This window comes from Paenibacillus xylanexedens (assembly GCF_007676705.1).
In the GTDB taxonomy this organism is placed as follows: Bacteria; Bacillota; Bacilli; order Paenibacillales; family Paenibacillaceae; genus Paenibacillus; species Paenibacillus xylanexedens_C.
Genome location: NZ_VEBF01000001.1, coordinates 1702229 through 1716876, shown reverse-complemented (window position 1 = coordinate 1716876; position 14648 = coordinate 1702229). Strand labels below are relative to the sequence as shown.

The 14648-nt window shown below is 46.7% G+C and carries 14 protein-coding genes; 8 read left to right on the top strand and 6 right to left on the bottom strand.

Annotated features, from left to right (window positions below; all coding sequences use genetic code 11):
* Positions 1-18: 18 nt before the first annotated feature.
* From FS628_RS07820 to FS628_RS07810, 3 genes are all read left to right on the top strand, one after another.
* The gene (locus FS628_RS07820; RefSeq protein ID WP_145320554.1) at positions 19-927 is read left to right on the top strand and encodes an ABC transporter ATP-binding protein; all 909 of its coding nucleotides are present in this window, start codon (positions 19-21) and stop codon (positions 925-927) included.
* Positions 920-1711: an ABC transporter permease gene (locus FS628_RS07815; protein ID WP_145320552.1), complete on the top strand. Its 792-nt coding sequence runs from the start codon at positions 920-922 to the stop codon at positions 1709-1711. The genes FS628_RS07820 and FS628_RS07815 overlap by 8 nt, the downstream gene beginning before the upstream one ends.
* Before the next feature lie 291 nt (positions 1712-2002).
* Positions 2003-3076, top strand: coding sequence for an AI-2E family transporter (locus tag FS628_RS07810; RefSeq protein WP_260870955.1), 1074 nt, complete (start codon positions 2003-2005; stop codon positions 3074-3076).
* Positions 3077-3215: 139 nt separating this feature from the next.
* Here FS628_RS07810 and FS628_RS07805 read toward each other — a convergent pair whose 3' ends face one another.
* Positions 3216-4562: a hemolysin family protein gene (locus tag FS628_RS07805; RefSeq protein WP_145320548.1), complete on the bottom strand. Its 1347-nt coding sequence runs from the start codon at positions 4560-4562 to the stop codon at positions 3216-3218.
* A gap of 366 nt (positions 4563-4928) precedes the next feature.
* Here FS628_RS07805 and cls point away from each other — a divergent pair, with 366 nt between their 5' ends.
* The gene (gene cls / locus FS628_RS07800; RefSeq protein ID WP_145320547.1) at positions 4929-6368 is read left to right on the top strand and encodes a cardiolipin synthase; all 1440 of its coding nucleotides are present in this window, start codon (positions 4929-4931) and stop codon (positions 6366-6368) included.
* A 349-nt stretch (positions 6369-6717) separates the two neighbouring features.
* The gene (locus FS628_RS07795; protein WP_145320545.1) at positions 6718-7626 is read left to right on the top strand and encodes a YitT family protein; all 909 of its coding nucleotides are present in this window, start codon (positions 6718-6720) and stop codon (positions 7624-7626) included.
* A gap of 55 nt (positions 7627-7681) precedes the next feature.
* On the opposite strand, the gene ligD is transcribed toward FS628_RS07795, so the two are convergent.
* The 5 genes from ligD to ku all read right to left on the bottom strand — a co-directional run bounded on the left by ligD (position 7682) and on the right by ku (position 13059).
* Entirely contained in the window at positions 7682-8572 is an 891-nt protein-coding gene (gene ligD, locus FS628_RS07790) for a non-homologous end-joining DNA ligase (protein WP_145320543.1), read from the bottom strand.
* A 72-nt stretch (positions 8573-8644) separates the two neighbouring features.
* Positions 8645-9595, bottom strand: a complete 951-nt coding sequence (locus tag FS628_RS07785) for an ATP-dependent DNA ligase (protein WP_145320541.1) — start codon at positions 9593-9595, stop codon at positions 8645-8647.
* A 37-nt stretch (positions 9596-9632) separates the two neighbouring features.
* Positions 9633-10745 carry a GerAB/ArcD/ProY family transporter gene (locus tag FS628_RS07780; protein ID WP_186327740.1) on the bottom strand — a complete coding sequence of 371 codons (1113 nt, stop codon included), beginning with the start codon at positions 10743-10745 and terminating at the stop codon, positions 9633-9635.
* A gap of 217 nt (positions 10746-10962) precedes the next feature.
* Positions 10963-11832 (bottom strand): VOC family protein, encoded by an 870-nt coding sequence (locus tag FS628_RS07775; protein WP_145320537.1) that lies wholly within the window; start codon positions 11830-11832, stop codon positions 10963-10965.
* Positions 11833-12147: 315 nt separating this feature from the next.
* The gene (gene ku / locus FS628_RS07770; protein ID WP_145320534.1) at positions 12148-13059 is read right to left on the bottom strand and encodes a non-homologous end joining protein Ku; all 912 of its coding nucleotides are present in this window, start codon (positions 13057-13059) and stop codon (positions 12148-12150) included.
* 407 nt (positions 13060-13466) lie between these two features.
* On the opposite strand from ku, the gene FS628_RS31300 reads away from it, so the two are divergent.
* From FS628_RS31300 to tsaE, 3 genes are all read left to right on the top strand, one after another.
* The gene (locus FS628_RS31300; RefSeq protein ID WP_186327780.1) at positions 13467-13763 is read left to right on the top strand and encodes a hypothetical protein; all 297 of its coding nucleotides are present in this window, start codon (positions 13467-13469) and stop codon (positions 13761-13763) included.
* Between the two features lie 4 nt (positions 13764-13767).
* Positions 13768-13944: an H-type small acid-soluble spore protein gene (locus tag FS628_RS07760; protein WP_145321463.1), complete on the top strand. Its 177-nt coding sequence runs from the start codon at positions 13768-13770 to the stop codon at positions 13942-13944.
* A gap of 221 nt (positions 13945-14165) precedes the next feature.
* Positions 14166-14648, top strand: a complete 483-nt coding sequence (gene tsaE, locus FS628_RS07755) for a tRNA (adenosine(37)-N6)-threonylcarbamoyltransferase complex ATPase subunit type 1 TsaE (protein ID WP_145320532.1) — start codon at positions 14166-14168, stop codon at positions 14646-14648.

Sequence of the window (14648 nt, the reverse complement as noted above, 5' to 3'; positions counted from 1 at the left end):
CATGAAGGAGGGGATTGAATGCAGCAGGAGCCGGTCGTCCGGATTCAGGGCGTCAGCAAAATCATATCCTCCCGATCATTGGTCAGTGACCTGACTCTGGATATTTCTCCGGGGCAGGTTTTTGGTTTTTTAGGACCTAATGGCGCGGGGAAAACAACGACGATTCGAATGATGGTTGGACTGATGTCCATTAGTAAAGGCGACATTTTGATCTCGGGACACAGTGTGAAGGATGAGTTTGAACAGGCGGTGGCCCAGGTAGGAGCCATTGTGGAAAATCCGGAGATGTACAAGTTTCTGACCGGGTACCAGAATCTCGTTCACTTTGCCCGCATGTCGCCGGGAGTTACGAAAGAACGGATTGCGGAAACGATTGAACGTGTGGGGCTTACGGCTCGGATTCACGATAAGGTCAAAACCTACTCACTGGGTATGCGCCAGCGTCTGGGTGTTGCACAAGCGATATTACATAAACCGAAGCTGCTTGTTCTGGATGAGCCGACCAATGGTCTGGATCCCCAAGGCATACGGGAACTGAGAGATTATTTGCGTCAGCTTACCCAAGAGGAAGGCATTACGGTCTTCGTATCCAGCCATCTGTTGTCGGAGATGGAACTGATGTGTGATACCGTGGCCATCATCCAGAACGGCAAGTTGATTGATGTAAGAAACCTTCGGGCTGAAGCTGGTTCGGATGCATTAATTGAAGTTGCTTTTGAGCTGAATGATGCTGACCGCGCTGCGGATCTGATTCAGGGTGCTACCGTACAGGGCAATGTCCTGGTGATGCGGGTGTCTCGTGAGCAGATTCCGGATATCAATGCCAAACTGGTTAGCGAAGGGTTTCAGGTATACGGTATTCGTAACGTGACTCACACTCTGGAAGAACAATTCTTGCAAGTAACTGGGGGTGGAGGCATTGGGTAGTTTCGGTAATCTGATATTGAATGAAAATATGAAAATTTTCCGTCGTCCCCGTACCTGGATCATGTTATCGATTCTGGCGCTGATCTCGCTGTTAATGCCAGTGTTACTTCGAGAAGGAATGGGGTCCAATGAAGTCTTGTACTGGGAAGCGGCTGTGACGACCATCCAGATTACGTTTTTCCTGAACACGATCTTCTGTGTCGTGATTGCAGCGGAATCGGTCGCAGGCGAATTCACCTGGGGAACCATTAAGCTATTGCTGATCCGTCCATGGTCACGAAGCAAAGTGCTAGCTTCCAAATACCTGACTGTAGTTGGCTTTAGCATTTTGAGTACATTGCTGGTCATCGTGATGGCGATGTTAACGTCCTATATTCTTTTCTCGCATGATGCTCCGGGTGGAAGCAGTAGTCCGGCTACGAATGCTCTGACGCTATGGGGATATCTGTACGTCGATCTGTTCATTACGCTTGCGATTGCCTTCATGGTATCCTCCGTATTTCGTTCAGGCGCACTTGCGATTGGATTATCCTTGTTCATTATGTTCTCGCAAAGTATCTTCTCACTCATATTCAACCCGGACCGTTATGAGTGGGCCAAGTATGTTCTATTCAACAACATGGATCTTAGCAAATACATGACCTCCGGGGAGGATTTTGCGCTAATGGGTGGTCCGAGTGCAGGAATGACGCTTGGTTTCTCCATTGCAGTTCTCGCCGTGTATTATATTATTTTCATGGTGATTTCCTGGGTAGTATTCAGCAAAAGAGATGTGGCAGGCTAACGCCTGCTTCTTTTTTTTTTGCTCCAATTCTGCTTTGAGAAGAAAAAAGTGTATATTCAGCATCGGCTGTGGCATGACTGTCATTTAAGGGTACTTAGTATCAGTAGCGTTTTTCATAATTCGAATTTCACCGCTCACGGGTACAAGATATAGACGAATAGGATCATTTCGATCTCTATCTTGCTGATTGGAAGACGCTCAGGGGATTTATGAAAAAAGCTCTCATAACTAGATATACATATCACCGCCGCAGTCACTTTGGCAGAGCAGCGCATGGAGGGATCACGTTTCTTGATAAACAACAAGTTCTACCGCATATGCACAGCGATTATTCTGCTGCTGCTCATCGTGTATCTGGGGGATAAAGTGAATTTTATTTTCAGACCCCTGACCTCACTGATTCATATCATCATCATTCCGCTACTGATTGCTGGTTTTTTCTATTATCTGCTGCGCCCGCTCGTCGATTATATGGAAAGGCATAAGATCAAGCGTGCACTGTCGGTTCTGATTATTTATGTCGTGATTGCATTAATGCTTGCAGGTTTCAGTGTGCTCGTATGGCCTTCCCTGCGTGAACAACTGATGAACTTTGTGGAGAATGCTCCAGCGTTGATTGCTTCGCTCAGCGAGCAGTTGGCTGGACTTGAGAATAATCGTTTCATCGCCAAGTATCTGCCGGAGGACTCCGATCTGTTCGCGCGATTATCAGATTATCTGAGCCAAGGAATCACTCAGGTCACTGATTATGTCTCCGGGTTATTCTCGGTGGTATCCAATCTGGTTATTATTTTGGCAACGTTCCCGATCATGCTCTATTACATGCTCAAGGAGGGAAGCAAGTTTGGGACGAATCTAACCTTGTTATTGCCAAGACATTATCGCAAGGATGGAGAAGAAACCGTCCATGAGATCGATGAAGCACTAAGCAGTTATATCGTCGGCCGGGTTATTGTTAATGTAGCCTTGGGGATTCTGATGTACATCGGTTTTCTCATCTTAGGTTTGCCTTATGCATTGCTGCTGACCGTCGTATCCATTATCCTAAACTTTATTCCTTATGTGGGGGCTTTGCTGGCAGCGATCCCGGTCGTTATTGTCGCGTTTATTGAATCACCTTCGATGGCGATCTGGTCACTGGTTATTATTGTGATCGCACAGCAAATTCAGGATAACCTGATCTCACCTTACGTATATGGCAAGCAGCTCGATATACATCCACTGACTACCGTTATCTTGCTTCTCGTAGGTGCCGATCTGGGAAATATCTTGGGCATGATTATCGTGATTCCGTTATATATGATCCTGAAAATTGTAGTTCGCAAAATCCATTATCGGATTGTCGAGGATAAGACGGAACTCTGAATGGAATGTGTAATACAACTCTGTCATGTGTCTCCACTAATGTTTGCTCTTGAATCACATAATATATAATAAGAAGAGCACTTACCCATGTAGGTAAGTGCTCTTCTTATTATATATAAGGTCGCTTTATTTAGCCCGATTAGGCCTTCTTCTCATCTTCGTCAGTGTAATCAGACATGGTCAGTGGTTCCTTGGGAACAACGGCCACTTTGTAGAACCGATTCTTGTCTTTTTCCAGCAAAACAAAAATCAGATTTTCGAAATCATATTCTTCCTGTTCATTCATCTCGGGACGATGGCTGTAGAGCCATCCACCAATGGTGTCCCACTCATCTGCATCCAGGCTGGACATGAACATGTCATTCACCTTCGATAAGGAAACCTTGCCATCCATAATGACATAGTTCTCATTGATGACCTGGATATCCTCTACTTCGTCTGCGTCGAACTCGTCTCGAATCTCACCAACAATCTGCTCAAGTACATCCTCGATAGTTACAATTCCGGAAGTACCTCCATATTCGTCCACCAGCACGGCGATGTGAACGCCATCTTTCTGCATTTTCTTGAGCAAGTCCTTTACAGGAGTTGTTTCGTGAACAGCTGATACAGGCTGAATCAGAGAGGACAGATCGACAGGTTCATCATTTCCGTAAAGTTCCAGGAAGAATTGCTTCGTATTAATGATACCGATGATATCGTCCTTACTCTCATTAACTACTGGAAAACGGGTATATTGCTCTTCACGAATGATCTCCAGGTTTTCCTCGTTTGTTCTATTCACATAAAGGCAGACCATATCGGTCCGGGGTACCATGATTTCTTTGGCTAACATTTCATCAAAAGCAAAGATCCGGCTTACATAACCGAACTCAGCTTGGTTGATTTTACCACTTTCAAAGCTTTCATTAATAATGATCTGCAACTCTTCTTCGGAGTGTGCATCTTCATGCTCGGAAGCAGGTTTGATTCCGAACAGTTTCACCAGTTGGTTCGCTGAGCCGTTTAACAGCCAGATAAAAGGATACATAATTCGGTTAAACCAGATGATAGGTGTAGACGTCAGCAGTGCAACAGTTTCGGCTTTCCGGATTGCAATCGTTTTTGGAGCGAGTTCACCAACCACAACATGCAGATACGTGATGGAAGCAAACGCGATAACAAACGATAAGAATGAAGAAACCGCCTCAGGAATTTGCAAGCTTTCAAACACAGGGTGGAGAATCTTCTCTACCGTCGGTTCACCCAGCCAGCCCAGTCCCAGAGATGTGATCGTGATTCCAAGCTGGCAGGCAGACAAATATCCGTCCAGATTGGCAACGGCTTGTTTAACAGCCAGCGCACGCTTGTTTCCTTCTGCAATCATTTGGTCGATCCGGCTCGGTCGAACCCGCACCAGAGCGAATTCCACTGCAACAAAAAACGCCGAAAGTCCTATCAAAAAAGCAACCATTACTAAATTTAACGCATACCTCTCACTTTCCATTCACTGCTCTTCTCCTTTAGGTAATAAGTTTTTAACGAGTATTATATCTAATTTTACGTAAGAAGACCACCTCCCGACAAAGAAAAGAGGAAGAGTCTGGAAGCGAAAGGGAGCAGATTGCTGTTACCATGCGGTTCTGTTCCATCATTAATTTGATATGTAGAAGGGAACACAGTCAGAATATACACCCAAGGATCAGAAATTACGATTACCAGAAACAAGTATTCTGCATGCTTATGTAAAGTTTTATCTAAGTAAACGTTACGAACAGGGCTGACATTGGGTATCTATGATTAGCTGTAGGCTTAATCGTCAAAGCTGTGTAAGTGAGGAAAACGAAGAGATTGTCACCAAGGGGGAAGCCGGATGTTTTGGCTGGTCATGATATTAATCATATTCATTTTTCAGGCAGCCACCATTTTAATCCTGGAGTTCAGGAATCCGTCAAAAGCGGTGGCTTGGCTATTTATATTGTTTTGTGTACCTCCAATTGGTTTTGTTGTGTATTACTTTGTGGCACAGGACTTTAACAAACGGAAAAAGGTTCGTAAAGCAGGGTCGAGAATTTTCAGAGAAATTCGGGAAACGATTTGGGAACAGGCTTACATTGTGGAAAAGGCAACAGACATGCCGGAGAATCGCTTTATGCACCAACAGCGGTTATTCAACCTGTTGTCTCATCTGTCGGAGAGTCCTATAACGGGATGTAGCAGAAGTCGAGTGCTAACCAATGGCAGAGAGGCCTTCCCGGCCATGCTGAAGGAGATGGAGAAGGCGAAACATCATTTGCATGTGGAATTTTACATCTTTCGGGATGATGCCATCAGTACCAAGTTTCAGGAAGTTATGATCCGCAAGGCACAGGAGGGAGTCAGGGTTCGGTTTATCTGTGATGGATTGGGGAGCCACAAAATGAGCAGGGGGTTTATCCGTGAACTCCAGGACGCTGGCGTCGAATTCCATTACTTTCTTCCTCCACTGATTGCCACTATTGATCGAAGGGTGAATTACCGGAATCACCGTAAAATTATTGTCGTGGATGGAAGGGTAGGATTCGTTGGCGGCATTAATGTGGGGGATGATTACCTTGGGAAATACCCGAAGATAGGGTTCTGGCGGGATACACATGTGCAGCTTGAAGGGGACGCCGTATATTTCCTGCAAAACACATTTCTGAACGACTGGAAGCTGGCTTCAGGTGAGCAGATCACTAAATCTCAATTGATAGATCTCTTTCCACCCCATATATGCAGTGGTCAGGAGCGAATTCAGATCCTGGCCAGTGGGCCTGATCAGGACTGGGATGCCATTCAGGAAATGTGTTTCGGTGCCATCTCCGTAGCCTGTGATCGCATCTATATTACGAGCCCTTATTTTATTCCGGATCCAGCACTGTACGAAGCACTCAAAACCGCCGCTGTCAGCGGTGTTGACGTTAAAATTATTATTCCATACCAGTCTGATTCACGTCTTGTTCATCTCGCATCCGTCTCCTACGTGGAGGAATTGCTTCTGGCTGGGGTAGAGTTTTATCAGTATCGAAAAGGATTCATACACGCCAAGGTCATGATTGTGGATGAACTACTCGCCACTGTAGGGACAGCCAATATGGATATGCGCAGTTTTTTCTGCAACTTTGAACTGACAGCCGTGCTGTTTGAGTCCTCCTCGATGGATCGGCTGGTGGCGGATTTTGAACGTGATCTTTCAGTATCCAGCAAGATCGACCTAAAGGTTTTTCAGGGCCGTTCACGACGGCAAAAAGGGGCAGAAATACTTTCTCGGATGCTTTCTCCGCTTCTTTAGCCGATTTAGGCCAGATTTCTGAAGATAAGTTCACTTTTTGTGAATTTATCTTCTTTTTGCTAACTATTTTGCTCAAATTTGATCTTTTATGATATAATAGATATATAAATCATGTCTTGGCGAAGGAGGGGAGTCTGCGGGAAAACAGGCTCCCTTTTGCTCTCTTTTGAAAGTGTAAACCGGAATTAAGACAATCTTGAATCCATTTCATATAGCCTTTAGGTGCTTGTGCTCGTACTGACAGGGTATGTATAGAATCCATTTTTTGTTCTCTATATGTAAGTTCCCCGTGGAGTATTTAAATGATTTATGAAATGGATTCACATACTGATCCAACGGGGGGGATACCATGTCCAATGTAACGGTTAAAGAACTGACATCCAAGCCTGACCGGGGCGTCAAAAGCTCGGTGTTTACATTAAAGTTGCTGCAACGTATTATAATGATTCTGATTGGTGCTGCACTGATGGCTGTATCACTTGAAATATTCCTTGTGCCCAATGGCGTCATTGATGGGGGAATTACAGGGATTTCGATTATGGTGTCAGAGCTAACGAATCTGCCACTCGGACTATTCCTGACCTTGCTCAACCTGCCATTCCTGATCCTGGGTTACAAGCAGATTGGTAAAACATTTGCGTTATCCACATTGCTGGGGATCGTGGTCATGTCCATCGGGACTTCATTATTGCACCATGTTCCTGCATTAACACCAGGAGAGCCATTGCTCGGAGCTGTATTTGGCGGATTGATCCTGGGTGTGGGGGTTGGACTCGTGATTCGTTCAGGTGGTTCACTGGACGGCACGGAGATTGTGGCCATCCTGCTGAGTGAGAAGTCACCGTTGTCTGTAGGACAGATCGTATTGTTTATTAACGTATTTATTTTCGCTGGAGCAGGATTTGTATTCGGCTGGCCGAATGCCCTGTATTCCATGATTGCATATTACATTGCGATGAAGATGATTGATATCGTGAATGAAGGACTTGACCAGTCCAAATCGGTATGGATCATTAGTGAGAAGTATCGTGATATCGGTTCAGCCCTGACAGACCGTCTTGGTCGTGGTGTAACTTTCCTCGATGGAGAGGGCGGATTCAGCGGGGACGAGAAGAAGATCATTTTTGTCGTGATTACCCGACTGGAAGAAGCGAAGCTGAAGACCATCGTTGAAGACTGGGACCCGCAAGCCTTTGTGGCTATCGGTAACATTCATGATGTGAAGGGCGGACGTTTCAAGAAAAAAGGCATCCATTAGCGATCCTCATACGCGTGAATAATAATAGCCGACACCCTTGTAATGAGGGAGTCGGCTATTTTTTTTTCAAGTGCTTGAGAATATGCTCAACGGGTTGGGGGTCAACGGCTGCGATCAAATCACCTGTTGTATTCAGTCGTTCAATAATGTTCATCAGATGATAATCCTGAATGGAGACATTCTTACGAACCTCATCCCAGGTCAGTGGAGTAGAGACAGTGGCGCCGGATTTGGCACGTGGCGTATAAGGAGCTGCCAGGGTTTTGCCACCGTAATGCTGAAGGTAGTCAAAATAAATCCGGTCTCCACGGTCTTTTTTGAGTCGTTCCAGTGTGAACAGATCCGGGTGCTTCTGAGTGACATATTTGCCTACAAAATATCCGATATCCCGCAATTCATCAAAGGTTACACCCTGAACAATCGGAACGATAATCTGAACGCCTGTGGCGCCTGAAGTTTTGGGAATGGACCGCAGACCAAGGGAAGTTAGGGTTTCGCCAACGATGAGTGCAGCTTGCATGATCCGGGGTTCATGTTCCTGAGAGGGGTCCAGATCAATCATCCATTCACAGGGCAGAGTGCTTCCGATCGCATGCAGGGAAGGATGGAATTCAAGTGCAGCCAGATTGCCAAGCCATAACAATTCGGGTAGACCATTCATGACCACATAGCGGATACCGTCATGTACTTCAGTCCGAACGTAATCCGGGACAGGTTCAGGAGCATTTTTTTGATAGAAAAATGTCCCTCCAGCGCCGTGAGGATACCTTATGGTGGTGAGCAGTCGATTGCTTGTATACGTGAGCAGATACGGAGCCAGGGCAGCCAGCTTTTGCAGATAGATGGCTTTGGTGACACCCGCATCCGGCCATAACAGCTTGTCCGGGTTCGTGACCGTTAGCTCAGTGCCTTCTATTATGATGGTTCCTTGGATCTTGGGGGCCATAACAGAACACCTCCTATATGCTTAATGAATTATTGAAACATGGGCTGAAACACGAGTGCAGCGAACTCTTCATCATGGAAGAAGCTGGTTCGCCAGGCAATCCTCGCGGGTTACATCCGCGAAGGTCTGAATACTGGGGTGACGCAATGTGCGATGATGTGTCAGTTCCATATATTGAACTTTTACACCTATTCGTGGTTCAACCCAGGTGGTCTCCGCACTGCGCTCAGGTATATTATGAAATGGCCTGTCCTGCCTGATCAGAGGTTCGATCTGATGCGTAAGTTCCCGCCATGTATTGGAATTGAGCTTGCCAGTCCCGACATGACCAATATAGACAAAATCAGGCCCATCATATACACCAATCGCGACGGCATTCACGATACCGCTCCGGTAAGTGACACCCCCGATCATGGCATATACATCATGCATGATTTTGACCTTCTGCCAGCGCTGATCCTTGCCCTGAATGCCATAGCTGCTTGTTAGATCCTTGCAGACGATTCCTTCCATTTGGTGCTGTCTCATGACCGTAAGCAGGGAAGCCGCATCAAGGGTATTTGTTACCTCTTGAACGTGTGGAGCCGTGTTGAGAACCTCGTGCAACAGACGTTGTCGATCGGCCAATGGCTGATCTGTGACCCATTTCCCCTCATAGAACAGGATATCAAATACCATATAAGTAACCGGAATCTGGTGTACAGCTTGGGCGATACCTTCGGGCCTGCTCATACGATCCCGCCGCAGAACGTGATAAAACGAAGGTTTTCCGGTGTTAGGGTCCAGTGCAATCACTTCTCCATCCAGAATATACGAGGAACCAGAGCATAGATTACGTGGTGTTACCAGCTCGGGATATTGAGCGGTTCGTTCATGTAATCTGCGATTCACGAGGCGCAGCTCCTGCCCATCCTCATAGGCAAGCATGCGAACGCCATCCCACTTCACTTGAGCAATCCATTGCGGTCCTGTGGGTAAGGTATCCCGGGATATGGGTTCGAACGGAATCAACGGTTTGAACATGGAGAACTCCTTTCTCGTACTAACCCGTTGGCACAGGTTAATTGGAAAGCTTGTTATATTTTCTGAAACGGGACTTCATATGATGTACCAGAATGAGCACTAACGGAAGCGCAATGCCACAGGTCAGATCCCAGTCAATCCAGTATGGGATGACCACTTTGAGATAAAAGATCTCGTTCGGAGCAATCAGAATGGACATGGCGAGAATAAGCATGGAGCTCGGCAGGATCAGTGAACGATAACTGGACAAGCGAAACAGGTGAGCGATGCCCAGAACAAAACTGTAGAAGAACAGCGCGGTTTTGAAGAACACGGCTATAATCCAGACCGATGCCATAAAGGCCTCAATCCGTTGCATGAAGTTTCCGATATTGATCTTCTGTGAAAGGTTGAATGAGGCGAACCAGTGATGCTGTGTCATCCATGGTCCCATAACAAGCAGACACATACTCAGCGTGAGTGTGAGTAACAATCCGCCAATCGTACCCGCTAACAGGATGTCCTTCTCCAGATGGGGTTCATTTTTGGTGTAGGGAAAGAGCATCATGAAGATGCAAAGCTCACAGTAGGGATATGTGAGTACAGCGACAAAACCTTTGAGTGGATCAAGCAAGCCACGTGAAAGCACAGGTTGGATGTTGGCCAAATGTATACGGGGGATTAGACACACCGTCAGAATAAGCAGAAACAACACGACCAGAGGAAGAAAGACCTCCGCACTCTTGCCGATGCTCTCCAGACCCGTTAGAAGTCCCCAGACAAGCGCACACATAAAAGCCAAATGCAGAACCATCAGTGGAGATTCCGGCAAGATATGGGTAGACATAAAATCGCCAATTTCCCTAATGAACGTTGAGGTGCTGATCAGGAAATAAAAGAGATAAAAAGAGCTGAACAAGGCCCCAATCCAAGGTCCCAGTGTACGAAGGGCATTCTGGATCAGATTCAATCGGGGATGCAGTTTGTAGGTAACAAGCATAATGAAGAGTATGCCGAAGCCGCCTGCGACTCCCAACAAGGCTGATAACCAGGCATCCTGCTGTGCGTAGGATGTAATCATGGAAGGAAAGACCAGAATTTGCTCGCCAATCGTGCACAGGAACATTAGTGAAGCGAGCTGCCTAACAGTTAAGCGCCCCTTTTCAATCATAAGGTATCTCCTTAACGTATCTTGTCTGTGTATATGGATAGGATGCGCCAATTGTGCCATTTTTATAAATAGGCAACCAAAAAGCCCGGATAGCCGATCTCTCTGTGATGTAGAGAAAACAGCTATCCGGGCTTGCTCATGTGACCCGTGAGCGATTGGAATCGAATGATGAAGAATACTGGATGTTAGTTAAATTAACTGTAACGCGCAAACAAGATCAGTTTGCAGTGGTTAGACGTACACGGATGTTCTGTGGGTCTACCGTAAACCAGGTACCCTCCACTTGTGTAACGGCTGCGCCGGATTGACGCAATTGCTCAAGTGCCTGTTCAACTTCTTCCTTTGTGGCGTAAACAATGGTGAAGTAGTCGATTCCAGTAGCGTTATCTGGATTGACAGGTGCGTTCGAACCTGCCCAGATATTAAGTCCCAGATGGTGATGATAACCGCCTGCGGAAACAAACAGCGCAGACATGTTGGCGAAGTTGCCCACGATATCGAAACCAAGTATACCGGTGTAGAAGTTGCGAGACTCTTCCAGGCTACGGACATGGAAATGTACGTGACCAATGACTGTGCCAGCAGGCAGCCCCTGCCAAGGTTCATTCTCCGATAAGGCAAACAGACTTTCTACATCCACAGGATCACTTGCCATCACGTAATTATTGTCGCGATCCCGTTTCCAGGTATCACGTGCCCGGTCAGCATAGATCTCAATCCCGTTCTGATCGGGATCGGCGATATAGAAGGCTTCACTGACGAGGTGATCGCCTTGTCCGATTTCGATACCGGATGCGGCCAGATTACGAAGAGCAAGACCCAGGGACTTGCGGTCCGGCAACAGGATGGCGAAATGATACAAGCCGGCGTGTGAGCGTTCAGGCAGGGTAATTCCATCCGTCAACTCTTCCAATCGCAGCAGGGACTGTTTTCCGTCGGCTGTTAATGTAGCTACTTTTCCACTCCGTTCCAGTAATCTCAGGCCAACCACATCGGTATAAAACTGGATCGAACGGTCAAGGTTCATAATTCGTAGACTCACTTCACCCAGATGGGTTGTGGCAGGGATTTGATACGTCGTATTCATGATTGTTTCCTCCTGATTATTCGATAATATGGCTAATTCTTTGGTTCGTATATGAGTTGGAATTGGATTGTTGGATTGCACTTGGCTGAAGTGAAAGTGCAGGTTAACTGTATATTCATAAATAAGTTACTTTTCATAAGTTAATATAAAATATAAATCACCTTTCGTCAATCGTATTCGCAAATATAGCTGATGTTTTATTGACAAGAATTGTTCCAATTCGTTCTGTAAAACAAAAAAATCCGACTGCGAAGCCGGACCTGAGTTGAACTCATTACATGGCATATAACGGAATCGTTCTTGCCTAACCGACAATCAAACCTTTGGTTTGGGTGTGGCCTTTTTTCTTTTGGCTGGAGCAGGTGCATCGGATTCTCCCCCGGCAACAGCTTGAGCGGGCGCTTTACGTGGTGCACGTTTCTTGGGCTTGGCGGTTGTTGTCCCGGGGTCCGTTGGGATGGGCTTCACAGCCTCGATGCTTGCCTGCAATGCAGCCATCAAATCCATCACATTGGCTTCAGGTTTGGCTGGAGCAATCTTGATTTCTTCGCCTGCCACTTTGTGCTGGATAAGATCTAGCAATTTGCTGCGATAGTCATCGTTGTATTTACCGGGCTCAAAAGGCGTAGACAGTTGGTCAATCAGCAGCTTTGCCATCGTGAGTTCTTTCTCGTTCACGTTCTGCACCTCTGGCAGGTTAGGAACCTGGGAGACAGGACGAATCTCGTCCGGATAGAAAATCGTCTCCATGGAGAGGCAGTCTTCCAGTACACGTATGGCAGCGAGACTGCTCTTCGAGCGGATGGAGATTTTGGCGATGCCGATCTTGCCGGTATCCCGCATCGCATTCATCAACAGCTGGTAGGCATTACCCCCGGCCTGATCGGGCGAAAGGTAATACGTTTTCTGAAAATAGATCGGGTCGATTTCAGTCAAGTCGACAAAATCCAGTATGGTAATGGTTTTGCTGGTGGAATCATTTAACGCTTCCAATTCTTCTTTCTCGAATAGTACGAACTTTCCCTTTTCATATTCATAGCCTTTGGTGATCTCTTCCCACTTCACATCCACTTCACAGGAGGGACATTGACGAACATAAGCGAGCGGACTGCCGCAGACTTTATGGATGTAGCGCATGGAGATGTCTTTGTCTTCGGTAGCCGAGAACATTTTGACAGGGACATGCACAAGGCCAAAACTGATTGCGCCTTTCCAGACGGTATGCATAGAACGGCTCCTTTCGAAAGGTTGTTCAAAAATTCCGCTTTTGATTACGAATCATGCCTGACGGCATGATCAGCATCGAATATGAAATTCAGCCGAAATAAGCGGGAGGCTTACGAAGTATGTTTCCTTTGGAAACATTGTAGCTGCTCACGTAGTTTGCTTACGCTCCGCTGCTCCATTTCTAGCTTTATTCCATCTTCTCGGTACTGAAAACCGGACTTTTTGAACACGGATTTATATTCAATAGTATGGGCATCTGGCGCGAGGGATAATCGTCTTCTGAACGAATGAATTCGTATGCTTCGGCGAGACTCGGGGATGATAACAGAAACATGCTTGAATTCCGACAGGAAGATGGGCATGGGATAGGTAGTCATTCTCACAGCAGATATGCCGGGAGGTGCAATATGAAGAACAGACGGGATGAGGAAGAAGCTCACAAGCATGCATTTTCTCCATATCCTCTTGCCGAAGCCGAAAGCGCTGAAGAATTCTATACACCTGCTACAGCTGTGAATTGGGAAGCGGTCACTTCGGAAGAATTACCTCTCGACCGGGAGTCGTTCATGCTCGACATTGACCGGATGGTGAATGAAGGGTTAGGGGGGGGACAAGTTACGGAAGATAACGGTTATATTGGTGATAGCACAACAGACACCATGATTAGGGAAGACCACGAAGATCCGGAAGGGGAGTATGAATAAAATGATGGATGCGAAGCGCGCCAAGGCGATCTATGATTCGAAGGATACCATTGCTGTTACGCTGGAAGGTGATCCAGTCTGGATCGAGAGTGTGGATGAAGCCAATGGCATGGCAACCGTTCAGGTGGGCAGTAACCCGGGAAATACCCATACGGTACGTGTGGATCGTTTGGAGGAGTAGTGACAGGTAGCGTGCAGTCATGGAGAAATCGTTGAATCAATGTTAGCCAAAAGAAACGAATCACCTGGCCGGTACCGAGAGGTGCCGGTTTTTTTGTTGTACCCGTTAATGAACGTTTGTCATCCGCTTGGTTCCTTCGATGTTGCGGGGGAAGAAAGGGACCGATATAATAAGGTTCAAAGTGATATCAGGCGGCTGGACCGCCAAAGGTGGGGCGTATATTGAATCAGACGCACGAGCAGTGGGTGTATCAATCCCATGGCATTGCAGATACAGAATTGCTCGCGTCCGCACTCGCCAGACTGGCAAACGCCGGTATGGTGATTGCTCTGGATGGTGATCTGGGCGCGGGAAAAACGGCATTTTCACAGAAATTTGCCTGGCATTTGGGTGTACGTGATGTGGTGAGCAGTCCCACATTTACGTTAATTAAGGAATATGAAGGGCGTCTGCCCTTGTATCACATGGATGTATATCGCATTTCGCTGGAAGAAGCGGATGAGCTTGGACTTGATGAATATTTCTATGGAGCTGGAGTGAGTCTCGTGGAATGGTCGAGTATCATTCCCGAATTGCTGCCGCATGAGCACTTGCATGTGCAGATTGAAACAACGGGCCTAGAGGATCGAACGATTACACTGGATGGGTACGGCGAGACTTATGCAGCCATGTGCCGACAGTTCAGACAGAATGGAGTCAAATGA